Here is a 25,011-nt window from a genome sequence, read left to right as displayed (position 1 = left end):
AGCTATGAAAATCGCTCAAGAAATCCGCGCCGGCAACGTGATCATGCACGGCAAGGACCCGATGATCGTCCTGAAGACCGAATACGCTCGCGGTGGCCGCGGCGCCGCCACCGTCCGCATGAAGCTCAAGTCCCTGCTGGGCAACATGGGCACCGAAGTCGTCTTCAAGGCCGACGACAAGATCGACAACGTGATCCTGGACAAGAAGGAGTGCACCTACTCCTACTTCGCCGATCCGATGTACGTGTGGATGGATGCCGACTTCAACCAGTACGAAGTGGAAGCCACCAACATGGGTGACGCCATCAACTACCTGGAAGACGGCATGGAAGCCGAAGTCGTGTTCTACGACGGCAAGGCCATCTCCTGCGAACTGCCCACTTCCGTGGAACGCGAAATCACCTGGACCGAACCCGCCGTCAAGGGCGACACATCGGGCAAGGTGCTCAAGCCTGCCAAGATTGCCACCGGCTTCGAAGTGCCCGTGCCCCTGTTCGTGAGCCAGGGCGACAAGATCGAAATCGACACCCGCACGGGCGAGTACCGCAAGCGCGTCTAAACAACGCCTGCAGTTCCCTCTGCGAAGCCCCTGGCAGTCTCTGCCAGGGGCTTTTTCTTTGGGCGCGCGGTATCCACGCAGATATTTACCCGGATTTAATTGACTTGCTAATTTTACCCGGCTAATATCTGCCGCATGACTACCGACTCTTGCATGGCGGGCGCCGAGCCCGCACCCAGCTACACCATCTTCCAGGGCCATGGCCGTCTGCTCCAGGGGGACAGGCCTGCCGTCCTGCAGTTCCTGCAAAGCCATGAACAACAGGCGCAGGGCAGTGGATCGGCACCGCCGTTGTGGGTTTTCGACGACCACAGCGGCATGCGGCTGGACCTGGACTGGCGCAGCGAACTGGCCGCATCGCCCGCACCCGGTCAAGCCGCCGCCCCGCGCAGCGTGGGCCGCCCCAAGCTGGGCGTGGTGGCACGCGAAGTCACCTTGCTGCCGCGCCACTGGGAATGGCTGAACCGCCAGCCCGGCGGCGCCTCCGGCGCACTGCGCAGGCTGATCGAGGAGGCGCGCGGCAAGCACGCCGCACAGGATGCCGTGCGCGCCGCCACCGAAGCCGTCTACCGCTTCATGAGCGAGATGGCGGGCGACCTGCCCCATTTCGAGGACGCCAGCCGCGCCCTGTTTGCACGCCAGGCCGAAGCCTTTGCACAGCACACCGCCGCCTGGCCCGAGGATGTGCGAAGCTATCTGCAGCAACTGGGCGGCCCCGTGTGGGCGGACTCACCTGCGGCGCCAGCCCAGGACTGAAGACCTGAACCGGCCCGACCTCACTGCTTTTCTCGTCGCATTACCAGACACAACATGACGAAACCAACCGAACCCCTGCCCCAGGCCGCCGCGCCTGCCGCATCCAGCCCCGGCGGGCCGCCCATTGCCGGCAGCCAGCCGTTGTGGCGCACCTTTCTGGTGTTCCTGGGCCCCATGGTGCTGGCCAACATCCTGCAATCGCTGTCGGGCACCATCAACAGCGTCTTCATCGGCCAGATGCTGGGCGTGCAGGCGCTGGCCGCCGTCGCGGCCTTTTTTCCGGTGATGTTCCTCTTCATCGCCTTCGTGATCGGCCTGGGCGCGGGCTCCTCGGTGCTGATCGGCCAGGCCTACGGCGCGCGCATGCATGACAAGCTGCGCGCGATTGCGGGCACGGCCATGTGCATAGGGCTGCTGTTCGGCGCCATCGTGGCCCTGTTCGGCGGGCTGTTCACCGAGCCGCTGATGCGATTGCTGGGCACGCCGCCCGACATCATGGAGCAGGCCACGCTGTACTCGCGCATCGTGCTGCTGGGCATGCCGGGGCTGTTCGTGTTCCTGCTGGCCACCTCGCTGCTGCGCGGCGTGGGCGACACGGTCTCGCCCATGCTGGCCCTGCTGATCTCCACGGGCACGGGCCTGGCCTGCACCCCGGCGCTGATCGCGGGCTGGGCCGGCCTGCCGCGCCTGGGCGTGGCCAGCGCGGGCGTGTCCATGATCCTGGGCTTCACCCTGGCGCTGGCCTGGCTGGGCTGGCGGCTGCGCCGCATCGGCAGCCCGCTGGCGCCCAATGCCGCGCTGTGGAAGGCCATGCGCATTGACCGGACCCTGCTCAAGAGCATCCTGCGCGTGGGCATTCCCACGGGCGTGCAGATGATTGCCTCGTCCATGGCCGGGCTGGTCGTCGTGTCGCTGGTCAACGGCTTCGGCTCCAGCGCCACGGCCGCCTATGGCGCGGTCAACCAGATCAACTCGTTTGCGCAGTTTCCCGTGATCTCGGTCGCCATCACGGCCTCCATCCTCGGCGCCCAGGCCATCGGCGCGGGACGCAGCGAGCGCCTGGGAGCCATCACGGCCACGGCCATCCGCATGAACCTGGCATTGGGCGCCGCCCTGGCCCTGATCGGCAGCCTGTTCGCACGGCCGCTACTGGGCATGTTCATCACCGACGAGCAGGTGCTGGTGCTGGCCATCGAGCTGCTGTACATCGTGCTGTGGAGCGGCCTGCTGCTGGGCTGCTTCATTGCCCTGTCGTCCATCATGCGTGCCAGCGGCGATGTGGTCATTCCCACGGCCATCACCATCACGGTGCTCGCCGTGCTGGAGCTGCCCATGGCCTGGTGGCTGAGCCGCAGCTTCGGGCTGATGGGGATCTGGATGGCGCTTCCGCTGTCCTACACCCTGACGCTGTGCCTGCAGACCGCCTACTACAAGCTGGTCTGGAAGAAGCGCCCCATCCGCCGCATGGTGTAAGGCGTGCGCCATGCAAAACAGGCTTCCCGAGGGAAGCCTGTTTTTTTTGGGGTGGGCAAGGCGTCAGGCGTTCAGGTCCAGCACCACGCGCCCTTCGATCTTGCCTTCATGCATGCGCGCAAAGATGTCGTTGATGTTCTCCAGCCGGTCTGTGGACACGGTGGCCTTGACCTTGCCCATGGCCGCGAAGTCCAGCGACTCCTGCAGGTCCAGCCGCGTGCCCACGATGGAGCCGCGCACGGTCACGCCGCTGAGCACCATGTTGAAGATGGGCAGCGGGAAGCTGCCGGGCGGCAGGCCGTTGAGCGATACCGTGCCGCCGCGCCGCACCATGCCCAGCGCCTGCTCGAAGGCCTTGGGCGATACCGCCGTCACCAGGGCGCCGTGTGCGCCGCCAATCTCCTTTTTCAGGTAGGCCGCAGGGTCCGTGGTCATGGCGTTGACCGTGACCTGTGCGCCCAGGCGCCGGGCCAGCGCCAGCTTGTCGTCATCCACATCCACCGCCGCCACGTTCAGGCCCATGGCCTTGGCGTACTGCACGGCCATGTGGCCCAGGCCGCCGATGCCCGAGATCACCACCCAGTTGCCGGGCTTGGTGTCCGTGACCTTCAGGCCCTTGTAGACGGTGACGCCCGCGCACAGCACGGGTGCGATCTCGATCAGGTCCACGCTGCCGGGCAGCAGGCCCACGAAATTGGCATCGGCCAGCGCGTACTGCGCAAAGCCGCCGTTGACGGAGTAGCCGGTGTTCTTTTGCTGCTCGCACAGCGTCTCCCAGCCGCCCAGGCAATGCTCGCAATGGCCGCAGGCCGTGTAGAGCCAGGGAATGCCGACCCGGTCACCCTCCTTCACATGGGTGACGCCTGCACCCACGGCGGCCACATAGCCCACGCCTTCATGGCCGGGAATGAAAGGCGGATTGGGCTTGACGGGCCAGTCGCCCTGCGCCGCATGCAGGTCGGTATGGCAGACGCCGCAGGCCTCGATCTTCACCAGCACATGGCCGGGATCGGGCCTGGGCACCTGGACTTCCTCGATGGTGAGCGGCTTGCCAAACTCCCGCACCACGGCGGCCTTCATGGTCCTGTTCATTCGCGCCATCCTTTCTTTGCGTCAAAGTAGGTACAGCATTTCAGCGAAGCGACCTGAACGCCTTGATCAAAATCAGGCCTTGGACCATCAAGGACAAAAAAAGCGGGCAAGGAAAACCTTGCCCGCTTTTCAGGGATGCGAATGCAGGCCTTACACAGGCTGGCCCACCAGGTCGTGACCCTGCGTGCCCACGATGCGCGCCTTCACGAAGTCGCCCACCTTGTAGGTCTTGCTGGCCTTCTCGGGCGGCAGCAGGTGCACCAGGCCATCGATCTCGGGGGCATCGGCATAGCTGCGGCCCACGCCACCCTTCTTGCCCAGGCCCACGGACTTGTCCACCAGCACCTGCATGGTCTGGCCCACGCGCTTTTGCAGGCGCGCAGTGGAAACCTCCTCGGCCACGGCCATGAAGCGCGCGCGGCGCTCCTCACGCACTTCCAGGGGCAGCATGCCGGGGATCTCATTGGCGGCAGCGCCTTCGACGGGGCTGTAGGCAAAGCAGCCCGCGCGGTCGATCTGCGCCTCGCGCAGGAACTGCAGCAGGTGCTCGAACTCCTGCTCGGTCTCGCCGGGGAATCCCGCGATGAAGGTGGAGCGGATCACCAGATCCGGGCAGATTTCGCGCCAGCGCTGCAGGCGCTCCAGGTTCCTCTCGCCGTTGGCGGGGCGCTTCATGCGCTTCAAGACATCGGGATGGCTGTGCTGGAAGGGCACGTCCAGATAGGGCAGCACGCGGCCCGTGGCCATGAACGGAATGATCTCGTCCACGCTGGGGTACGGGTAGACATAGTGCAGGCGCACCCAGGCGCCATAGGGCTCGGCGATCTCGGCCAGCGTCTGCACCAGTTCGAGCATGCGCGTCTTCACCGGCTTGCCGTCCCAGAAGCCCGTGCGGTACTTCACATCCACGCCATAGGCCGAGGTGTCCTGGCTGATCACCAGCAGTTCCTTGACGCCACCCTCGAACAGCGCACGCGCCTCCTTGAGCACATCGCCCACGGGACGCGAGACCAGGTCGCCGCGCATGGAAGGGATGATGCAGAAGGTGCAGCGGTGGTTGCAGCCCTCGGAGATCTTCAGGTAGGCGTAGTGCCTGGGCGTGAGCTTGATGCCCGCCTCGCCAAAGGCGCCCGGCACCAGGTCGATGAAGGGATCGTGCGGCTTGGGCAGATGGGTGTGGACGGCGTTCATCACCTCCTGCGTGGCGTGCGGACCGGTCACGGCCAGCACGCTGGGGTGCACTTCCTGGATCAGGTTGCCGCCGTCCTTGCCCGCCTTGGCGCCCAGGCAGCCCGTGACGATGACCTTGCCGTTCTCGGCCAACGCCTCGCCAATGGTGTCCAGGCTCTCGCGCACGGCGTCATCGATGAAGCCGCAGGTGTTGACGATCACCAGGTCAGCGCCCTCGAAGGTCTTGGAGGTCTGGTAGCCCTCGGCGCTGAGCTGGGTAAGGATGAGTTCGGAGTCCGTGAGTGCCTTGGGGCACCCAAGAGACACGAAGCCCACGCGCGGAGCGGCCGCGCCTGCAGGGGTTGTCATGGTTGTTGCGTCGCTCGTGGGGGTCATAGGGGCGATATTGTCCCAGTTCTGCGAGAACTTGGTAAACCGCCCCTGAACTTATCCCTGCAAGCTCAGCTATTGCGCTTGATCCCGAGCGCACCCAGCATCTGCTCGGTCTGCTTTTGCATCTGGTCCTGCATCTGGGTGAACATGTTCTGCGACTGCTCCATGTAGCTGCTCATCATGTTCTGCATGGCGGGCGGCTGCATGCGCATGAACTGGCTCCAGGCCTCGGGCGAGGTGCCCTGGGCCTGCTCGGCCAGCTTGTTCTGGAAGTCGGTGAACATCTGCACGTTCTTTTCCAGGTAGGAGCCCATGTAGCCCTGCATGGCATGGCCGTAGAAACGGATGATGTTGGCCAGCACGGTCTCGGAGAACATGGGCGCGCCGCCGGCCTCTTCTTCCAGAATGATCTGCAGCAGGATGCTGCGCGTGAGGTCTTCGCCGCTCTTGGCGTCCTTGACCACCACGGGCTCGTTGCTCATTACCAGCTGCTTGACTTCCGTCAGCGTGATGTAGGAGGACGTGTTGGTGTCGTAGAGACGGCGGTTGGGGTATTTCTTGATCACGCGCTGGGCGCTGGGGGCGGCGGCTGTTGTCGTCTCTTGCATTGCAATGCTTCTCCTCTTGTACGTGCTTGTACGGGCAATTGATCTATTGCACTGCAACAGATTCTAGGCAGCGCACACAGCACCTGGCGCAGCAGTAACCCTGATGGTGATCAACGCATGCGACAGAGCGAATGGCTGCCTTGCCGCCGTCCGGGCAAAAAAAATCCCGCTTGAAGCGGGATTTTCTGCAGCCCCTGGTGAGACTGCTTTGTTTGGTAGGCGCGATTGGACTCGAACCAACGACCCCCACCATGTCAAGGTGGTGCTCTAACCAGCTGAGCTACGCGCCTGTCGTTTGTTGAAGCCGCAAGTATAGCAGTGCAAAACAGGGCTTCCGGGCAAGTTGCGCAGTTTTTCCGATCACAGCACCCTGGCGCGTTCCAGCATGGCGTGCATCAGCACATTGCAGCCTGCGGTGATGTCGGCCGGCGTGGCGTCCTCGATCTCGTTGTGGCTGATGCCGTCCTTGCAGGGGATGAATACCATGCCGGCCGGCGCCAGCCGCGCCATGTAGACCGCATCATGCCCGGCGCCCGAGACGACGGGCATGTGCGAGTAGCCCAGGGCCTTGGCGGCGCGCGCCACCGCATCCACGCAGTCGGCATGGAAGGGTTGGGCGGGGTAGCTGGACACCAGGTTGATCGCTATGGGCAGACCCGTCTCCCGGCTGATACGGTCGGCCACGGCGCGGATGTCGGCGTCCATGGCTTCGCAGTCGGCATCGGTGGCGTTGCGCAGGTCGATGCTGAATTTGACCTGGCCCGGGATCACGTTGCGGCTGTTGGGATGGACCTGCACCATGCCCACGGTGCCGCGCCCGTGGGGCGGATGGCGGTGGGCGCAGGCCACCACTTCCTGCATGAGCTGCGCGGCGGCCTGCAGCGCATCCTTGCGCAGGGCCATGGGCGTGGGGCCGGCATGGGCCTCCATGCCCGTGACCACGCAGTCGTACCAGCGGATGCCCAGCACGCCGGTGACCACGCCAATGGTCCTGGCGTTGTCCTCCAGCACCGGGCCCTGCTCGATGTGGGACTCGAAGTAGGCGCCGATCGGGTGGTCGCCCGGTTCCTGGCTGCCCACATAGCCGATGCGCTCGAGCTCGCCCTTGACGGTCTTGCCTTCGGAGTCGGTGGCCGCATAGGCATGCTCCAGCGTGAAGGCCTTGGCGAACACGCCCGAGCCCATCATCACCGGCACGAAGCGCGAGCCTTCCTCGTTCGTCCAGAAGGCCACCTCGATGGGCGCTTCGGTCTCGATGCCGTGGTCGTTGAGCGTGCGCACGACCTCCAGCCCCGCCAGCACGCCGTAGTTGCCGTCGAACTTGCCGCCCGTGGGCTGGGTGTCGATGTGGCTGCCCGTCATGATGGGCGGCAGGCTGTTGTCGCGCCCGGGCCGGCGCATGAAGCCGTTGCCGATCTTGTCGATGGTCACCGTCATGCCCGCCTCGCGCGCCCAGCGGGTCACCAGATCACGGCCCTGGCGGTCCAGGTCGGTCAGCGTCAGGCGGCAGACGCCGCCCTTGGGCGTGGCACCGATCCGGGCCAGCTCCATGAGTGAATCCCACAGCCGGCTTCCGTTGACGCGCAGCTGCGCGATGTCCTGCTTCACTTGGGTATCTGTATCCATTGCGGTCTCCTTGTCATGCGGGCTTCAGCGCGCCACGGCCGTGGGCTGCAGCGTGGCGGCGCGGCGCTGCACCGCGTCGAAGTTGGGGCCGAAGGCCGGGCGCTTGATATAGCGCCCCTTGCCCTTCTCGGCACGCAGATCGCCCTGCGCATAGGCCACCACGCCCTGGCTGATGGTGTGGCTGGGCATGCCTTGCACGGTGCGCCCCTCGAAGATGTTGTAGTCGCCCTTGGAATGCTGGGTCTTGACCGACAGGGTGTGGATGGCGGCAGGGTCCCAGACGACCAGATCGGCATCGGCGCCCACGCCGACCAGACCTTTGCGCGGATAGATGTTGAACAGCCGGGCGGTGTTGGCCGAGGTGATGGCCACGAATTCGCTGGGCGTCAGCCGGCCGGTGTTCACACCCGCATCCCAGATCACGGCCAGGCGCTCTTCCACGCCGCCGGTGCCGTTGGGGATCTTGGCGAAGTTGTCCCGGCCCATGGCCTTCTGCGCGGCGCAGAAGGTGCAATGGTCGGTGGCCGTGGTGTGCAGCTGGCCCGACTGCAGGCCCTGCCACAAGGCCTCCTGGTGGCCCTTGGCGCGGAAGGGCGGGCTCATCACATGGGCGGCGGCCTTCGCGAAGTCGGGGTCGCGGTACACGCTTTCGTCGATCACCAGATGGCCGGCCAGCACCTCGCCATATACGCGCTGGCCACGCGCACGGGCAGCGGCAATGGCCTGCGCCGCCTCGGTGCAGCTGACGTGCACCACGTAGATGGGCACGCCCAGCACGCCGGCGATGGCGATGGCGCGGTTGGCCGCCTCGGCCTCCACCATGGGCGGGCGGGCCAGCGGATGGCCCTCGGGCCCGGTGATGCCCATCTTGGCCACTTCCTGCTGCAGCAGGTAGACCAGCTCGCCGTTTTCGGCATGCACCGTGGGCATGGCGCCCAGCTCCAGCGCGCGCTTGAAGCTGTTCACCAGGGTTTCGTCGTCGCACATGATGGCGTTCTTGTAGGCCATGAAGTGCTTGAAGCTGTTGATGCCCTCCTCGCACACCAGCGTGCCCATGTCGGCATGGACGCTGTCGCTCCACCAGGTGACGGCCACGTGGAAGGAGTAGTCGGCCGCAGCCTTCTCGGCCCAGCCGCGCCATTTGCGGTAGGCGTCCAGCAGCGGCTCCTGCGGATCGGGAATGACGAAGTCGATGATGCTGGTGGTGCCACCGGCCAGCGCCGCCGCCGTGCCGGTGTAGAAGTCATCGGCCGTGACCGTGCCCATGAAGGGCAGTTGCATGTGGGTATGCGGATCGATGCCGCCGGGCATGACGAACTGCCCCGAGGCATCGATCACCTGCGCCCCGACCGGCACCAGGGCCGCCACATCCGGCCCCACGGCCGCAATCGCCCCATCGACACACAGCACATCGGCCTTCTCCTGCCGGTCTGCATTCACCACCGTGCCGCCACGCACCCATACCGAACCCTGTGATTGACCCATAGCGTCATGCCTCCTGTTGGTTGGTCCGGCCTATGCCTTGCTCAGCGCGGGTGCGCCCTTGGTCACCTGGCCTGCCATGCCGATGCGGTAGACCACGCCGGCAATGAACAGGCCGATGAACCATGCGTAGTCATAGGCATGCTTGAAGAAATCACCCACGTTCGGGAATGCAGCGGGGAACGCCGCGTGCAGGAAGCCGGGCAGGTTGGGCGCCACGCCCAGGGCGAAGGCCGCCACGGCCACCCAGTTCCAGCCGTTGGAGTAGCGGTAGACGCCCTCTTCCCTGTACAGGTCTTCCACCACCAGCTGCTTTTTGCGCACCAGGAAGTAGTCCACCATCAGAATGCCCGCGATCGGCCCCAGCAGGGCCGAGTAGCCGATCAGCCAGGTGAAGATGTAGCCCTCGGTCGATTCCAGGATCTTCCAGGGCATCATCACGATGGCAATGGCCACCGTCATGTAGCCGCCCACGCGGTAGCTGATCTTCTTGGGCGCCAGGGCGGAGAAGTCATAGGCCGGCCCGACCAGGTTTGCCGCCAGGTTCACGCTCACGGTGTCGATCAGCAGCACGATCAGCGCGATCAGCACGGCCGCCCCCGTCATGCGGCTGGCGACATCCACGGGGTCCCACAGGGCCTTGCCGTAGATCACCACGGTGCCCGATGTCACCACCACCGCCAGCATGGCCAGCAGGCCCATGGGCACCGGCAGGCCGATGGCCTGGCCCACGACCTGGTCCTTCTGCGACTTGGCAAAGCGCGTGAAGTCCGGAATGTTCAGCGCCAGCGTGGCCCAGAAGCCCACCATGGCCGTCAGCGACGGCCAGAACACCGACATGAACTGGCCCGCCTTGGGGCCGCCCGGCGCGTACTGCGAAGGCTGCTCCATGATGGGGCCGAAGCCGCCGGCCTTCTGGTAGACCCATCCCAGCAGCACGAAGCAGATCAGGATCTTGAGCGGCGCAGTCCAGGTCTCCAGCTTGCGGATGGACTCTATGCCATGCACCACGAAGTAGAACTGGATCGCCCAGAACACGAGAAAGCACACCAGCTGCCCCACATTGATGCCCAGGCCCGCGATCTTCTCGCCTTCCAGCGGATGGCCCAGCAGCACGCCCAGCAGGGTGTAGATCATCATGCCGCCGAACCAGGTCTGGATGCCGTACCAGCCACAGGCCACCAGGGCCCGCAGCAGTGCGGGCAGCTTGGCCCCGTGGGTGCCGAACGAGGCACGGGCCAGCACGGCAAAGGGAATGCCGTACCTGGCCCCGGCATGGCCGATGAGCAGCATGGGAATCAGCACGATGAGATTGCCCAGGAACACCGTCATCACCGCCTGCGACCACGACATGCCGTTCGTGATCATGCTGGCGGCCAGCGTGTACGCCGGAATGCACATCACCATGCCTATCCACAGGGCGGCGAAGTGGTACCAGGTCCAGGTTCGCTGGCTCGGCAGCGTGGGTGCGAGGTCGTGGTTCCACAGGCTGCCTGCGGACTCACCGGAATGCGGGGCATGCGACATTGCGAAGCTCCTTCTCGAAGAGAGAAATCACCAATCCATTGCTGATCCAGGGTCTGACCTTTTCCATCAAGCGCATTTCGTGCCAGGTCGGCCCGGATGCGGGCCGTGCGCCGACCTGCCGCAATGCCCCCTCTAGCCCTGCGCCGTCACGGCCTGGCGCATGGGGTTGTTCGGATGCGTGGTCCAGTTCGCATACTCCCCGGTGACCGTCTGGCCGGTGCGGGGGTCCACCTCGCCCGGCTGCAGGCTGCGCATGGTGATGCATTCGGGCACGGGGCAGATGGACACGCACAGGTTGCAGCCCACGCATTCGGTGTCATCCACCTCGAACCGGCGCACACCACCCTCCTTGCTGAAGGTGATGGCCTGGTGGGAGGTGTCCTCGCAGGCCACGTGGCAGCGCCCGCACTGGATGCAGCTGTCCTGGTTGATGACGGCCTTGTCGATGTGGTTGAGGTTGAGGTCCTTCCAGTCCCTGACCGTGGGCACGGCCCGGCCCTGGAAGTCCTCGATGCGCGCAAAGCCGTGCGCGTCCATGTAGTTGGACAGCCCGTCGCACATGTCCTGCACGATGCGAAAGCCGTAGACCATGGCCGCCGTGCATACCTGGACATTGCCGCATCCCAGCGCGATGTATTCGGCCGCGTCCTTCCAGGTGGTGATGCCGCCAATCCCCGAGATGGGCAGGCCCGCCGTCTGCGGGTCGCGCGCGATCTCGGCCACCATGTTCTGGGCGATGGGTTTCACGGCCGGGCCGCAGTAGCCGCCGTGCGAGCCCTGGCCGTCGGTGCTGGGGTGCATGACCAGGGTGTCCAGGTTCACGCCCATCAGCGAGTTGATGGTGTTGATCAGGGACACCGCATCCGCGCCGCCGGCCTTGGCCGCCCGCGCCGGAAAGCGCACGTCGGTGATGTTGGGCGTCAGCTTCACGATCACAGGCAGCCGGCTGTACTGCTTGCACCACTGCGTGACCATCTGGATGTACTCGGGCACCTGGCCCACGGCCGCGCCCATGCCGCGCTCGCTCATGCCGTGCGGGCAGCCGAAGTTCAGCTCCAGCCCGTCGGCGCCGGTGTCCTCCACCATGGGCAGGATGCGTTTCCAGCTTTCCTCCACGCAGGGCACCATCAGCGAGGCGATCAGCGCGCGGTCAGGCCAGGCCTTCTTCACGCGGGTCATCTCCTCCAGGTTGGTGCGCAGCGGCCGGTCGGTGATCAGCTCGATGTTGTTCAGGCCCATCACGCGCCGGTCCTGCGCCATGAGGGTGGAGTAGCGCGGCCCGTTCACGTTGACCACATGCGGGTCCTCGCCCAGCGTCTTCCACACCACGCCGCCCCAGCCGGCCTCGAATGCGCGGGTGACGTTGATCTCCTTGTCCGTGGGCGGTGCCGAGGCCAGCCAGAACGGATTGGGGCTGGAAATGCCCAGAAAGCGGCTGCTGATGTCTGCCATGTCAATGCTCCTTGAAAAGCGCGGGCACAGCCGCTCAAACCCCGGCCGCCACGGCGCTGGTCAGCGCCTGGTGCATGGCTCGCGCGGCGACCTTGCCGTGCTCCACCGCCTGCACGGTCAGGTCCTGGCCACCGGCGCGGCAGTCGCCGCCGGCCCACACGCGCGGCACGCTGGTGCGGCCTTCGTCGTCGGTGTCGATGCGGCCGTCACGCAGGGCAATGGCCGCGCCCGCCGGCGTGCCGACATAGGTCTGGCCAATGGCCTTGAGCACCATGTCGGCCGGCACGTCGAACACCTCCTGCGTCACCTGCAGCCTGTCGCCCTCCATGCGGGTGCAGGCCATGCGCACGCCGCAGACCTTGCCGTCCTGCACCAGGATCTCCTGGGGCGCAGCCCACAGCCGCAGGTTGACGCCATGGGTCTGCGCCCATTCCTGCTCCACCCAGGAGGCGGACAGCGCATCCTTGCCCCGGCGGTAGAACATGGTGACCTCGTCGGCGCCCAGCAGCCGGGCCTGCACGGATGCATCCACCGCCGTCATGCCACCGCCGATCACCACCACGCGCCGGCCCACCGGCACCGTGGATTTGTCGGCCGCCTGGCGGATGTCGGCAATGAAGTCCACCGCATTGCGCAAGCCCTCGGCTTGCGGCTCGGCCGCGCCCAGCGCATTGACGCCCGCCAGGCCCAGGCCGAGAAATACGGCGTCATGCTCTGCCAGCAGCGAATCCAGCGTGAAATCTCGCCCCAGCCGCTGGTTGTTGCGCGGCGTGATACCGCCCACGGACAGCAGCCAGTCGATCTCCTTTTGCGCAAAATCATCGGGAGTCTTGTAGCTGGCCAGGCCGTATTCATTGAGCCCGCCCAGCTTGGGCCGGGCGTCGAACAGCACCACCTCGTGGCCCTGCAGCGCCAGCTGATGGGCGCAGGTCAGGCCGGCAGGGCCAGCTCCGACCACGGCCACCTTGCGGCCCGTGGCGGCGGCACGCTGGAACAGCGGTGCACCATCGGAGGCCATGAAGGCATCGGTCGCATAGCGTTGCAACGCACCAATTTCGACCGGTTTGTCTTCCTGGGTGTTGCGCACGCAGGCCTGCTCGCACAGCTGCTCCGTGGGACAGACGCGGGAGCACATGCCGCCCAGCGGATTGGCCGTGAGGATTTCTCGCGCCGCGCCACGGACATTGTCCTGGGCAATGCGGGCGATGAAGGCCGGCACATCGATGCTGGTGGGGCAGGCCGTGGTGCACGGCGCGTCATAGCAGTAGTAGCAGCGCTCGGCCTCGATCAAGGCCTGGGAACGGTTCAGCGCGGGATGGGCGTCGGAGAAATTGGCCGCGTAGTCGGCCAGGTTCAGTCGGCCGGCGGCAATGCCGCAGGCGCGTTGCGCGGGGCTATCCATGGTGCATCCTCCAGAGTCAGGATTGAGGGCGTGAAAGGGGCCGCAGCATGCAGGTGCACGCCGGGCCATCTCGGACAACGCAAGGCGGGCCGCAGGAAGGACTCCTGAACGGCCCCGGATCCAACAACACAGTCTTCGGAGGTTTCATCGTGGTCCTCGCATGTGTAAGTGACGCCTCTTGTCGGGCGCACCGGGGGTGGAACGGAATTTACGCGGGTGAAAAAATTTACCAATCAGTAAAATCACCCAGAAAGTCGTCAGCAAGAAAGATGCCAGACAATCGCACCAAAATGGCGCCACTTATCCCGACTTACCATCTGCGCAATGGCAACCCTTTCTGACAATGCGCCCCCTTCCCTGGCACGATCGGCCACGCGCAAACCCACGGCTGCACGGCTGCGCAAGGAACTGAACATCCTGCAGACGGCCGAGCTTCACTTTGCGCAATACGGCTTCGAAGGCGCATCGCTGGAACTGATCGCGCACGACGCCGGCCTGAGCCGCCACAACCTGCTGTACTACTTCGCCAGCAAGGAGGAGCTGTACCTGCGCGTACTGGGCGACGTGCTGACGCAGTGGCTGGCCGGCATGTCCGACCTGCTGCGCGGCGACGATCCTGCGGAGGCCCTGCGCATCTACATCCGGGCCAAGCTGCAGTCCTCGCGCGAGCGGCCCCATGGCTCCCGTGTCTTCACGCGCGAGGTGATGGCCGGCGCGCCCCGCTTCGGACAGGCCATAGCGAGCCAGGTGGGCCCGGCGCTGGCGGCAGACGTGCAGGCCTTCGAGCGCTGGGTGGCGCAGGGCAAGATTGCCCGCGTGGATTTCACCCACCTGATGTTCATCCTCTGGTCCGTGACCCAGGCCTATGCCGACCAGCAGGCCCAGTTCGCGCTGCTGCTGGGCCGGCCGGAACTGACCGCCGACGACTACGACACGGCGGCCGATCTGATCTACCGGCTGGTAATCCGTGGCCTGCAGCCGGATACCGCGGCTCTCGCACAATGAGCGCATGAATCACAGCATCCGCCTGAGACCCCTGGAGCGCGAAGATCTGCGCTCCGTGCATCTGCTCAACAACAACGCCGCCATCATGCGCTACTGGTTCGAGGAGCCTTACGAGACCTTCGACGAGCTTTCCGCGCTCTACGACGCCCACGTGCACGACCAGACCGAGCGCCGCTTCATCGTCGAGCACCAGGGCGATCGCGCCGGTCTCGTCGAGCTGGTGGAGATCGACCTGATCCATCGGCGCGCCGAGTTCCAGATCATCATCGCCCCCGAGCAGCAAGGCCAGGGCATCGCAGCCCAGGCAACGCGGCTGGCGCTGGACTATGGCTTCAAGACGCTCAACCTGCACAAGATCTTTCTCCATGTGGACCAGGAGAACGAGAAGGCCATCCACATCTACGCGCGCATAGGCTTCGTGCAGGAAGGCGTGCTGATCGACGAGTTCTTCGCCAACGGCCAGTACCGCAACGCCATCCGCATGTACCTGCTGCAAAACGATTACCTGCAGGCACAGGCCGGCATCGGCACCTGAGCGCGGACCTTCATCCTTTCGGCGACCTCTTCCTGGCAGCCGCCTCGTTGAGGGCGGCCGCCTCGCGCACCAATTCCTTGAACGCTTGCGCATCGATCTCCTCGCCCTCGCGGATATCGATGGCACGGCGCACCTTGCCTTCAAGGCTGGCGTTGAACAGGTGCTGCGGGTCGGCCAGCGATGCGCCTTTGGGAAAGGTGAGCTTCACGGCCGATTGGTAGGCCTCGCCCGTGCACAGAATGCCGCTGCACGACCAGACCGGCACCGACCATTTCCACTCTTCCGCCACGTCCGGAAGCGCTTGCACGATGAGCCGGCGCACATGCGCCAGCACCTCGCCGCGCCAGCCGCCCAGCTCGGCAATGCGCTGGTTGATCAATACGCTGGCCGACGCGGCCGCCTCGGGCGAAACTGTCTTGATCATCCATGTCTCCCAAAGTGATGCATGTTCGATCACAAGACAGGCCAAGGCAAGACTACAGGGAGAACGCACAAACAAAAAAGCCTTCTGAGTGATCAGAAGGCTTTTTGCATTCCATCTGGCAATGGAAAATTGGTAGGCGCGATTGGACTCGAACCAACGACCCCCACCATGTCAAGGTGGTGCTCTAACCAGCTGAGCTACGCGCCTGTGTTTGTTCGAGAAAGCGATTCTAGCACGGCTTTTTCAGCCTCCAGGCAAAAATGCCTGAACATGCTCAACGCCGCCGCGCCGAACGCACGCCCGCCACGGCGGCCACGATGCCCAGCACCTTGCTCAGGCGGCCCGAATCGGCCACCTCCACGGTGAAGGTCATCCAGGCCGTTCCCTTGACGGACTGGGTCTGCACGCCAATGACATTGGTCTTTTCGCGCGCAAAGACTTCCGAGATATCGCGCAGCAGGCCCTGCCGGTCGGCCGCCTCCACGGACACATCGACCGGGTAGACGGCCGAAGCCACGGTGGCCGCCTTGGGCTGGCCCCAGGCCACATCGATCACGCGCTCGGAATTGCGCGCCGCCATCTCGCGGAAGTTGGAGCAGTCGGAGCGGTGCACGCTCACGCCCTTGCCGCGCGTGACGAAGCCCCGGATGTCGTCCGGCGGCGCAGGCTTGCAGCACTTGGCCAGCTGGGTCATCAGCGAGTCCACGCCAACGACCAGCACGCCGCCCTTGGGCGAGTCCGTGCCGCGCGCCTTGCGCACGAGGGTGAATTCCTCGGGTTCTTCCTCCACCTCGGCGGGCCGAAGCACGGTCTCGATATTGCGCAGCGAGTACTCGTCCTTGCCGACGACCTCGAACAGCGCATCTGCCGACTTGAAGCCCAACTGCACCGCCAGCTCCTCCAGCTTGACGGCGGTCTTGCCCTCGCGCTGCAGCAGCTTTTCGACGGCCTCGCGGCCGCGCGCGACGGTCTCGTGCGTGGCCTGGGCATTGAACCAGGCGCGCACCTTGGCCTTGGCACGGTTGCTGGTCAGATAGCCCAGGTCGGCATTGAGCCAGTCGCGCGAGGGGCGGCCTTCCTTGACCGTGGTGATTTCCACGGTCTGGCCGTTTTGCAGCGGCGTGTTCAGGGGCACCATGGCGCCGTCCACCCGCGCGCCACGGCAGCGGTGGCCCAGGCTGGTGTGCACGGAGTAGGCAAAGTCCACGGGCGTTGCGCCCTGCGGCAGCTCGATGACGGCCGCGTCGGGGGTGAGCACGTAGATGCGGTCCTCGAACAGGCCGCGATGGTGTGCGCCCGCCAGGTCGCTGCCCCAGGCCAGCAACTGGCGCAGCACGGCAATCTTGGCGTCGTATTCACTGCTGGCGGTGACGCCCGCATAGCCCTTGGTGCCCGCCTCCTTGTAGGCCCAGTGGGCCGCCACGCCGTGCTCGGCATGGTCGTGCATGGCCTGGGTGCGGATCTGGATCTCGATGGCACGGCCCGTCTCGTCGCGCACCACGGTGTGCAGCGACTGGTAGCCGTTGGGCTTGGGCTTGGCGATGTAGTCGTCGAATTCCGCCTCGATGGGCGTGAACTGCTCATGCACCCAGGACAGGGTGGCATAGCAGTCCTTGATCGTGGGCACGACGACACGCATGGCGCGGATGTCGAAGACCTGGTCGAAGTTCAGCGACTTGCCGCGCATCTTCTTGACGATGCTGTAGATGTGCTTGGGCCGGCCCTGCACCGTTGCGCTGATGCTGTGCGCGCGCAGGTCGGCCTCCAGCCGTGCCCGCATCTGCTCCATGTAGGCCTCGCGCTCCACGCGCTTTTCATCGAGCAGGCGGGCCACTTCGCGATAGGTCTCGGGCTCCAGGAAGCGCAGGGACAGATCTTCCAGCTCCCACTTGATCTGCCAGATGCCCAGCCGGTTGGCCAGCGGCGCGAACACCGTCAGCGCCTCGCGCGCAATGCCGGGAGAGACCGGGCGCTTGCTGGCCGCGTAGTAGCGCAGCGTCTGCAGGCGCGAGGCCAGCCGCAGCAGCACGACACGCAGATCGCGCGAGAAGCCCAGCAGCATCTTGCGCACGTTCTCGGTCTGCGTGGCTTCATCGTCCAGATACTGGCCACCCAGCTCGGCGCCGCGCGCCTGCTGCTGCACGCGCATGAGCTTGTTGGTTTCCACGGCCAGGGTGGCGAAGTTCTCGCCAAAGGCCTTGGCGATCACTTCCTGCGGGCGATTCAGGTGCACGCTGGCATGCACCAGATAGATCGCCGCCTGCATCGTTTCGGAGCCACCGATGGTCTTGAGGATGGCGGCCACCGCATCGGCATGGGCCATCGTGTTCTCGCCGGACTCCATGGTCTCGGTGGCGATCAGCGGCTCGGCAAAGCTGCGCGCGCGGGCCAGCGCGTTGACCTGTTCGGGCAGGGTCTGCGACGTGGCCGTGATCAGGTGCGGCAGCACCGCCGGCACCTGGCCCGGCGCGGCTGCGGCGGGCGAAGGCACCTGCACGGCGGCCTCGCTGCTGGCGGTCTTCATTCGTCACTCTCCCTGGCCTGCTCGGCAAGATTCATGGTGCTTGGCAAGCGCTCTTCTCCCCATAAGAACCGGCACAGCAAGGCCACCTGCCCTGCTGCGACGAAGGTGGGCGCATGCCCCACCCCTTCAAATTCCACGCAATGCGCCTTCGGGCCGCGCTGCGCCATGGCCTGCGCCGTGGCCGCAGTCAGCAGATCGGACTGCGCACCACGAACTAGCAAGACGCGTGCCTTGATCTGGTCATACAGCTGCCACAGCAGCGCTTCGCCGGCCTGGGCCATCTCGGGCGTCATCTGCTGCATGGGCACTGCAATCTGCGGGTCGTAATGCAAGACAAGGCCGCCATCGGCGGCCGGCCGCATCATAGGTCGCGTCAATCGCGACCATTGCCCTTCGCTATGTGGGCCGAAGCCTTCGGAAATCAAGAGCAGCGCATGGGCTGCCTGTTCAAGATTTTCAAAATGCAGGCCCTTGCCCAGATACTGACCTATGCGCTCCAGGGCAGACCACTCGATGACAGGCCCCACATCGTTGAGCACCAGCCTGCGGATGGGCGCCGGCAGCGGCAGCCCCGGCTGGCCTGCAAGCGCCATGCCGATCAGCCCGCCCATGCTGGTGCCCACCCAATCCAATTGTTCGACGGGCGCCTGCGCATGCACCTGGGCCAGCAAGGCCAGCATGTCGGCTGCGTAAAGAGGCACCTGGTAGGCGGCCGGATCCTGCAGCCAATCGCTCTCGCCACGCCCGACCACGTCGGGGCAGATCACGCGGGCTCGTTCGCTGAGGCGCTCGGCCAGCACGTCGAAGTCACGCCCCTGGCGCGACAGGCCGTGCACGCAGACCACGACATGGGGATGGTGCGGATCGCCGGTGCGATTCCATTCCCAATAGGCCATGCGGTGCGACGCATTCTCTTGAGCAGCCGGGCTGGCAGTACGGCTCCAGGGTGAGGCACGCCCGGCAACTGCCGGGCAGGATACGTAGTTCAGCGTAGGATGATTCATGGAAACGCATTCGCGGAGCCGGCGCCGATAATGGCTGTGTTGCATCGTACATTCATTCGGAGACTCTCTATGTTGAAAGGCAAGACCGCCCTCGTGACCGGTTCGACCAGCGGAATCGGCCTCGGGATCGCGAAGGCGCTGGCCCGCCAGGGCGCCAATATCGTGCTCAATGGTTTCGGCGATGTGGACGGCCCCCGTGCCGAAGTGCTGGCCGCAGGCCAGGCCGCCGGCGCCCAGGTCGCCTACCACGGTGCCGACATGAGCCGCGTGGCAGACATCGAGGACATGGTCCAGTACAGCGTGCGCAACTTCGGCCAGATCGACATCCTCGTGAACAATGCCGGCATCCAGCACGTGGCACGCGTGGAAGACTTCCCGCCCGAGCGCTGGGATTCCATCATCGCCATCAACCTGTCCAGCGCCTTCCACACCTCGCGCCTGGTCCTGCCCATGATGCAGGCGGCCGATGGCGGCAAGGGCTGGGGCCGCATCATCAACGTGGCTTCGGTGCACGGCCTCGTGGGCTCGGCGCAGAAGTCCGCGTATGTGGCGGCCAAGCACGGCATTGTCGGGCTGACCAAGGTCACGGCGCTGGAGAACGCCACCTCCGGCATCACCTGCAACGCCATCTGCCCCGGTTGGGTGCTGACACCGCTGGTGCAAAAGCAGGTGGACGCCAAGGCCGAGCAGCACGGCATCAGCAATGAAGAAGCCAAAAAGCTGCTGCTGGGCGAAAAGGAACCCTCGATGCAGTTCACCACGCCCGAGGAGCTTGGCGAACTGGCCGTGTTCTTCTGCTCGCCCGCTGCCGCCAACGTGCGCGGCGTGGCCTGGAACATGGATGGCGGCTGGGCTGCGCAGTAATCGCGGCCAGACAGGACCACTGCCAAAAAAGGAGCGCCACGGCGCTCCTTTTTTCATGGATGGGTCACCCGGTCAGTACATCTGCACCGAGCCCGACACGTGGACCATCACCTGGGCCTTGCCCGCTTCCACGGACACGGCATCCATTTCCGCGCCGGCGGCCTTGGCGGACATGGCCATCATGCGCGGACGCGGCATGGGCACCGAGGTATCGCTGCTGCTCACGTTGACCTCGCGCAGGCTGTAGTTGGCAAAGCCGAAGCTCTTGGACAGCGTGGTGGCACGCTGCTTGAACTGCTCGATGGCCTTGGCCTGGGCCTCGCCCTCGACCTTTTCACGGGCCTCGCGCGACAGGCCGAAGCCCACTTGCGACAGCGTCATGTCCTGCACCTGGGCCGCCGTCTGCGTGATGCGCGCGAAGTCGCGGCCCTGCAGAAGAATCTCGGCGCGGCCCTGCCAGCCTTCCACCTTGTTGTCCTTGCCATAGCGCGGATAGATGCCGAAGCTGCCGGTGCTCACATCCATCTGGCCCGACTGGGCGCTGCGCTTGGTCACTGCCATGGCGGCCTCGACCACTTTCTGCAGCTGGGACTGGACCGTGGCCGCATCGCGCCCTTCGCGCGTGGCCGACAAGGTGGCGGTCAGCAGGTCCTGCACCACATCCACCGAGCCTTCTGCAGACAACTGCACCACATTGGCCGGCTGTGCCTGCGCCGAGGCGGCGTTCTGCGCCCAGGCACCGCTGGCACAGGCCAGCGCAGTGGCCGCGACCACGGACTTGACCCAGGGGCGGGACAGCTGTTTGGAAAGCTTGCTCATGCGTTCACCCTTTGAAATGAAAGGTAGTTCAGGGATACAACTGCATGCCGCCCTTTCGCTACGGCATGCCGCCAGATGGTGACAGGTGTGGAGCCGTTCAGGCCTATTCGCCCCGTCATTCACAACATTATTGCAACGATAAATGCATCAACGCGGCGAACCCATAGTTAAATATTCTTAAGACACATTTTCCGTTCTAAATTTAAAAGCAACATCTGTAACACACGGCAAAAGTTCGGGGTTTTGACCAGACTTTTCAGCGCAAGCTGGTAACAATGGCGGCTGTTACAAATGACCGACCGAGGATGAACATGGCCACTACGACCAACCGCACCGACAAGATCCTGGTGGTGGATGACGATGCGCGCATCCGCGACCTGCTGCGCCGCTACCTGACGCAGGAAGGCTTCGAGATCATGATTGCCGAAGATGGCAAGGCGCTGAACCGCATCCTGCTGCGCGAAACAGTGGACCTGATCGTGCTTGACCTGATGATGCCCGGCGAGGATGGCCTGTCCATCTGCCGCCGCCTGCGCTCGGCCAATGACCGCACGCCCATCATCATGCTGACCGCCAAGGGCGAGGATGTGGACCGCATCGTGGGCCTGGAAGTGGGCGCCGACGACTACCTGGGCAAGCCCTTCAACCCCCGCGAACTGCTGGCCCGCATCCATGCCGTGCTGCGCCGCCGCCCGCCGCAGGAAGCGCCGGGCGCGCCTTCCGGCGACAACGAGGTGGTGAGCTTCGGCCCCTTCACCTTCGACCTGGGCACGCGCGTGCTGCAAAAGAACGGCGAGGAACTGCCGCTGACCACGGGCGAATTCGCCATGCTCAAGGCCCTGGTGCGCCACCCGCGCCAGCCGCTGTCGCGCGAGAAGCTGGCCCTGCTGGCGCGCGGCCGCGAGTTCGAGCCCTTCGACCGCAGCCTGGACGTGCAGGTCTCGCGCCTGCGCAAGCTGATCGAGGAAGATGCTGCCGCACCGCGCTATATCCAGACGGTCTGGGGTGTGGGCTACGTGTTCGTACCCGATGGCGCGAACTGAAATGCATCACCCCCTGAGGCGCTGCGCGCCTTCCCCCTCTCTCGCTCCGCGGGAGGGGGACGACGCCCTCGCCGCGAGGCGGCTCTTGCTCGGCGTCCCTGGGTTGGGGCCGTAACGTTTTATGTGCCGTTGACAATGCGCAGCGCCAAAACCTCACCCTGTCGACCGAGACAACCGGTAACGCAGGCTGGCCGGCACAGGCGTAATCTCGCAGCCGGCCCCTAGAATGACGAACCGCATTCCATGAGTTCCTTCACCGTCCCGCCCCACGACGCCACCAGCCCTGCGCCGCTCGACTACGAGCGGCGCATGACTGCGCGCTCTCCGCTGGGACTCAATCTTTTCTGGCGTACCTTCTGCCTGCTGGCCCTGCTGCTGGTGGGCAGCATCCTGGCGTGGCTGCAGACGCTGCGTGCCTTCGAGTTCGAGCCGCGCACGCTGCACACCGCCCAGCAGATCGCCTCGCTGGTCAACCTCAGCCGCGCGGCCCTGGTGCATTCGGATGCCATCAACCGCGTCTCTCTGATCAAGACCATGGCCGACCAGGAAGGCGTGCGCATTCTGCCGCGCGAGCCTGGCGACAGCTTCGAGCTGCTGGACCAGAGCACGCTGGGCAAGCGCCTGACCGAGGAGCTCACGCGCCGCCTGGGCTACGGCACCATCGTGGCGCGCAGCGTCAATGGCGAACCGGGGCTGTGGGTGGGCTTCACCATCAATGGCGACCGCACCTGGCTTCTGATGGACCGCTCGCGCTTCACGCCGGCCAGCGGGCGCACCTGGCTGATCTGGCTGATCACGGCCGGCCTGCTGTCCCTCGCGGGCGCGGCAGCCATCGCGCGCCTGATCAACCGGCCGCTCAAGCAGTTGAGCTATGCGGCCAACCGCGTGCGAGATGGCGACTTTGACGCCAGCCAGCTCGACGAGGAAGCCGTCACCAGCGAGATCCGCGAGGTCAACATCGGCTTCAACCGCATGGCGCAGAAACTGGCCCAGCTGGAGCAGGACCGCGCGGTGATGCTGGCTGGCATCTCCCACGACCTGCGCACGCCGCTCGCCCGCCTGCGACTGGAGACCGAGATGAGCGTGGTGGACGACGTGGCGCGCGAGCACATGGTGGCCGACATCGTGCAGTTGGACGCCACCATCGACAAATTCCTGGACTACGCCCGCCCCGACCATGTGACCCTCAACCCGGTCAACCTGCATGCCGTGGTGTCTTCCTGCGTCTATGCGGTGCAGGACCACCGCGAGCTGCAGATCAGCATGGCCGTGCCCGAAGGCGTCTATGTGCTGGCCGACGAGGTGGAACTGGCGCGCGTGATCTCCAACCTGTTCGAGAACGCACGCCGCTACGGCAAGACGCCCGAGACCGAAACCACCCACGTGGACGTGACGGCATCGGAGCGCGAAAGCTGGGTCGTGATTCGCATCCGCGACCATGGCCGGGGCGTGCCGCCCGAGCAGTTGGCCAGCCTGACCCAGCCCTTCTTCCGTGGCGACTCTGCGCGCACGGCCGCAGCGGGCGCGGGCCTGGGCCTGTCCATCGTGGACAAGACGGTGCAGCGCATGGGCGGCGTGTTTGCGCTGTCCAACTCCTCCACGGGCGGGCTGGTTGCCCATGTGCAGTTGCAGCGTGCCTCGGGCGTGGCCAAGGGTGCCGAGCCCGAGCAGCGTCTGCAGCGCCCGCAGATCAAGCGCCAGCTGCCTCCGCGTGCGCAGGACGGCGCCCTGGACGGAGAAGACTGAGCCCGCAGTGCGCGTTCGTCAGATACGTTCGGCAGATACAAAGGCCCCGGCGATCATTGACCGATCGCCGGGGCCTTTTGCCATGGGGACGGCACCCCGCTGGTCAGGCGCGGAACAGCAAGGCGGCGGCGCGCGCCTCCATGGCCTGTTGCTGGCCCACGGGCCCGAGCTTCTCGGCCGTCTTGGCCTTGACGTTGACCTGGTCCAGCGCCAGGCCCAGCGCCGTGGCGATGCGCTCGCGCATGGCAGGAATGTGCGGCGCCAGCTTGGGAGCCTGGGCAATGATGGTGCTGTCGATGTTGCCAATCTCCAGGCCCGTGGCGCGCACGCGGCGCGCCGCCTCCACCAGCAGCACCAGCGAATCGGCGCCACGGAATTCGGGGTCGGTGTCGGGGAAATGCCGGCCGATGTCGCCCAGCGCCGCGCCGCCCAGCAGCGCGTCGGTGATGGCGTGCAGCAGCACGTCGGCATCGGAGTGGCCCAGCAGGCCCAGTTCATGCGGCACCTCGATGCCGCCCAGGATCAGCTTGCGCCCGGGCACCAGGGCATGCACGTCCCAGCCCTCGCCAATACGAAAATTCATGTGAAACATTCCAGGTTCAGAAAAACGGATTGCCCGACGCCTGCGGCTGGTCGCGCTTGCCCCGGTAGCGTTCCAGCGTCGCGCCATGCGCGCGCTGCGACAGCACGGCGGCAGCCAGCGCAAAGTCGTCGGGATAGGTGACCTTGAAGTTCTGCGCACCGCCGGGCACCAGGCGCGGGCGCTGGCCCACGGCCTCCATGGCGCTGGCCTCGTCGGTCACGGCCGATCCCGCGTGTTCCAGGGCGTCAAGCAGCGGCGCGATGCGAAACATCTGCGGCGTCTGCGCCAGCCATTTGTCGCTGCGGTCCACCGTGCCCGCCACGCGCACCCCGCCAGGCCCGGTCACGGCTGTCTTGAGCGTGTCGGGCAGCTTGTACGCCAGCAGGCCGCCCACGGCATCGTGCTCGCAGGCGTCGATCAGGGCATCGATCAGTTCGGGCGTCACCAGGCAGCGCGCGGCGTCGTGCACCAGCACCCAGTCGTGCGCGCTCGCACCGCGCGCCAGCAGCTCCTTCAGGCCGTTGGTCACGGATTCGGCCCGCGTGGCGCCGCCGCAAGCCGCCGTGGAGTAGCGCGTGGGCGACGGGCCCGGCAGGCCCTGGCGCCAGAAATCATCGCCAGGCGCGATCACCACCAGCGTGTGGTGCACGCGCGCTGTGCCCGCAAAGGCGGCCAGCGTGTGCGCCACCATGGGCGCACCGGCCACCAGGTGGTATTGCTTGGGCAGTTCAGGCGCAGGCACATCGGGTGCGATGGCGCGCGAGCCCGTGCCCGCGCAGGGGATCAAGGCCCACAGGCGGGCCGGCTCCAGGGATGCGGGCGCAGCCGCCGCAAGCAGATCTGTCATGGTGGCGCATTGTAGTGACGGCCATGCGCCACCATGGACATGCGGGCATGCCTGCATGGCCGCCATGCGTGCTGGCT

Annotated in this window: 22 protein-coding genes and 2 tRNA genes; 8 read left to right on the top strand and 16 right to left on the bottom strand. The window is 65.7% G+C overall.

Annotated features, from left to right (window positions below; genetic code table 11):
* Positions 1-4 precede the first annotated feature (4 nt).
* The 3 genes from efp (at position 5) to AC57B5_RS01715 (ending at position 2,788) form a co-directional block, all read left to right on the top strand.
* A complete protein-coding gene (efp, locus tag AC57B5_RS01725) occupies positions 5-559 on the top strand; it encodes an elongation factor P (protein ID WP_012204719.1) in 555 nt (184 codons plus the stop codon).
* 153 nt (positions 560-712) lie between these two features.
* Positions 713-1,315: a DUF2239 family protein gene (locus AC57B5_RS01720; protein ID WP_496399422.1), complete on the top strand. Its 603-nt coding sequence runs from the start codon at positions 713-715 to the stop codon at positions 1,313-1,315.
* A gap of 54 nt (positions 1,316-1,369) precedes the next feature.
* Positions 1,370-2,788, top strand: coding sequence for an MATE family efflux transporter (locus AC57B5_RS01715; RefSeq protein WP_096915858.1), 1,419 nt, complete (start codon positions 1,370-1,372; stop codon positions 2,786-2,788).
* Positions 2,789-2,851: 63 nt separating this feature from the next.
* Here the strand turns inward: AC57B5_RS01715 and adhP are convergent, their stop codons facing one another.
* The 9 genes from adhP to AC57B5_RS01670 all read right to left on the bottom strand — a co-directional run bounded on the left by adhP (position 2,852) and on the right by AC57B5_RS01670 (position 13,540).
* On the bottom strand, positions 2,852-3,880 hold the full coding sequence (adhP, locus tag AC57B5_RS01710; RefSeq protein WP_034391942.1) for an alcohol dehydrogenase AdhP: 1,029 nt from the start codon (positions 3,878-3,880) through the stop codon (positions 2,852-2,854).
* A gap of 150 nt (positions 3,881-4,030) precedes the next feature.
* The gene (gene rimO / locus AC57B5_RS01705) at positions 4,031-5,419 is read right to left on the bottom strand and encodes a 30S ribosomal protein S12 methylthiotransferase RimO (RefSeq protein ID WP_016453016.1); all 1,389 of its coding nucleotides are present in this window, start codon (positions 5,417-5,419) and stop codon (positions 4,031-4,033) included.
* A gap of 92 nt (positions 5,420-5,511) precedes the next feature.
* Complete coding sequence (phaR, locus tag AC57B5_RS01700) at positions 5,512-6,051, bottom strand: polyhydroxyalkanoate synthesis repressor PhaR (RefSeq protein ID WP_043819348.1); 540 nt, start codon at positions 6,049-6,051, stop codon at positions 5,512-5,514.
* 213 nt (positions 6,052-6,264) lie between these two features.
* A tRNA-Val gene (locus AC57B5_RS01695) sits at positions 6,265-6,341 on the bottom strand.
* 70 nt (positions 6,342-6,411) lie between these two features.
* Positions 6,412-7,677 carry a Zn-dependent hydrolase gene (locus AC57B5_RS01690; RefSeq protein WP_034391915.1) on the bottom strand — a complete coding sequence of 422 codons (1,266 nt, stop codon included), beginning with the start codon at positions 7,675-7,677 and terminating at the stop codon, positions 6,412-6,414.
* A gap of 24 nt (positions 7,678-7,701) precedes the next feature.
* Entirely contained in the window at positions 7,702-9,162 is a 1,461-nt protein-coding gene (gene hydA / locus AC57B5_RS01685; protein WP_496398570.1) for a dihydropyrimidinase, read from the bottom strand.
* Positions 9,163-9,192: 30 nt separating this feature from the next.
* Positions 9,193-10,686, bottom strand: a complete 1,494-nt coding sequence (locus AC57B5_RS01680) for an NCS1 family nucleobase:cation symporter-1 (RefSeq protein ID WP_100566248.1) — start codon at positions 10,684-10,686, stop codon at positions 9,193-9,195.
* Between the two features lie 132 nt (positions 10,687-10,818).
* Complete coding sequence (gene preA / locus AC57B5_RS01675; RefSeq protein ID WP_013803150.1) at positions 10,819-12,138, bottom strand: NAD-dependent dihydropyrimidine dehydrogenase subunit PreA; 1,320 nt, start codon at positions 12,136-12,138, stop codon at positions 10,819-10,821.
* Positions 12,139-12,172: 34 nt separating this feature from the next.
* Complete coding sequence (locus tag AC57B5_RS01670; protein ID WP_496398569.1) at positions 12,173-13,540, bottom strand: NAD(P)-dependent oxidoreductase; 1,368 nt, start codon at positions 13,538-13,540, stop codon at positions 12,173-12,175.
* A 324-nt stretch (positions 13,541-13,864) separates the two neighbouring features.
* Here AC57B5_RS01670 and AC57B5_RS01665 point away from each other — a divergent pair, with 324 nt between their 5' ends.
* Together AC57B5_RS01665 and speG are read left to right on the top strand one after the other, a co-directional pair.
* Positions 13,865-14,545, top strand: coding sequence for a TetR/AcrR family transcriptional regulator (locus AC57B5_RS01665; protein WP_013803152.1), 681 nt, complete (start codon positions 13,865-13,867; stop codon positions 14,543-14,545).
* A 4-nt stretch (positions 14,546-14,549) separates the two neighbouring features.
* Complete coding sequence (gene speG, locus AC57B5_RS01660; RefSeq protein WP_012204707.1) at positions 14,550-15,080, top strand: spermidine N1-acetyltransferase; 531 nt, start codon at positions 14,550-14,552, stop codon at positions 15,078-15,080.
* Between the two features lie 10 nt (positions 15,081-15,090).
* Here speG and AC57B5_RS01655 read toward each other — a convergent pair whose 3' ends face one another.
* The 4 genes from AC57B5_RS01655 to AC57B5_RS01640 form a co-directional block, all read right to left on the bottom strand.
* Complete coding sequence (locus AC57B5_RS01655; protein WP_496398568.1) at positions 15,091-15,504, bottom strand: DUF1801 domain-containing protein; 414 nt, start codon at positions 15,502-15,504, stop codon at positions 15,091-15,093.
* Positions 15,505-15,634: 130 nt separating this feature from the next.
* Positions 15,635-15,711, bottom strand: a tRNA-Val gene (locus AC57B5_RS01650).
* A gap of 67 nt (positions 15,712-15,778) precedes the next feature.
* Positions 15,779-18,028 (bottom strand): RelA/SpoT family protein, encoded by a 2,250-nt coding sequence (locus tag AC57B5_RS01645; RefSeq protein WP_099750527.1) that lies wholly within the window; start codon positions 18,026-18,028, stop codon positions 15,779-15,781.
* Positions 18,025-19,032, bottom strand: a complete 1,008-nt coding sequence (locus tag AC57B5_RS01640) for an alpha/beta fold hydrolase (RefSeq protein WP_454710457.1) — start codon at positions 19,030-19,032, stop codon at positions 18,025-18,027. Before AC57B5_RS01640 ends, AC57B5_RS01645 begins: the two co-directional genes overlap by 4 nt.
* A 69-nt stretch (positions 19,033-19,101) precedes the next feature.
* Between AC57B5_RS01640 and AC57B5_RS01635 the strand changes: the two genes are divergently transcribed.
* Entirely contained in the window at positions 19,102-19,896 is a 795-nt protein-coding gene (locus AC57B5_RS01635; RefSeq protein WP_012204702.1) for a 3-hydroxybutyrate dehydrogenase, read from the top strand.
* A 72-nt stretch (positions 19,897-19,968) separates the two neighbouring features.
* Here the strand turns inward: AC57B5_RS01635 and AC57B5_RS01630 are convergent, their stop codons facing one another.
* Positions 19,969-20,715, bottom strand: coding sequence for an SIMPL domain-containing protein (locus AC57B5_RS01630; protein WP_043819357.1), 747 nt, complete (start codon positions 20,713-20,715; stop codon positions 19,969-19,971).
* A gap of 305 nt (positions 20,716-21,020) precedes the next feature.
* On the opposite strand from AC57B5_RS01630, the gene ompR reads away from it, so the two are divergent.
* Positions 21,021-21,758, top strand: a complete 738-nt coding sequence (gene ompR / locus AC57B5_RS01625) for an osmolarity response regulator transcription factor OmpR (RefSeq protein WP_017404718.1) — start codon at positions 21,021-21,023, stop codon at positions 21,756-21,758.
* 243 nt (positions 21,759-22,001) lie between these two features.
* A complete protein-coding gene (locus AC57B5_RS01620) occupies positions 22,002-23,504 on the top strand; it encodes an ATP-binding protein (protein WP_012204699.1) in 1,503 nt (500 codons plus the stop codon).
* Positions 23,505-23,607: 103 nt separating this feature from the next.
* Here the strand turns inward: AC57B5_RS01620 and ispF are convergent, their stop codons facing one another.
* Both ispF and ispD read right to left on the bottom strand, forming a co-directional pair.
* Entirely contained in the window at positions 23,608-24,087 is a 480-nt protein-coding gene (ispF, locus tag AC57B5_RS01615) for a 2-C-methyl-D-erythritol 2,4-cyclodiphosphate synthase (protein ID WP_013803157.1), read from the bottom strand.
* A 16-nt stretch (positions 24,088-24,103) separates the two neighbouring features.
* Positions 24,104-24,934: a 2-C-methyl-D-erythritol 4-phosphate cytidylyltransferase gene (gene ispD / locus AC57B5_RS01610; protein ID WP_454709244.1), complete on the bottom strand. Its 831-nt coding sequence runs from the start codon at positions 24,932-24,934 to the stop codon at positions 24,104-24,106.
* Positions 24,935-25,011: the final 77 nt, after the last annotated feature.

The sequence above is a fragment of the Delftia sp. BGA-UO-ETr-SB1 genome (assembly GCF_059567865.1).
Note: the sequence above shows the minus strand (reverse complement) of the source record. Positions and strands in the feature narration are given on the sequence as shown.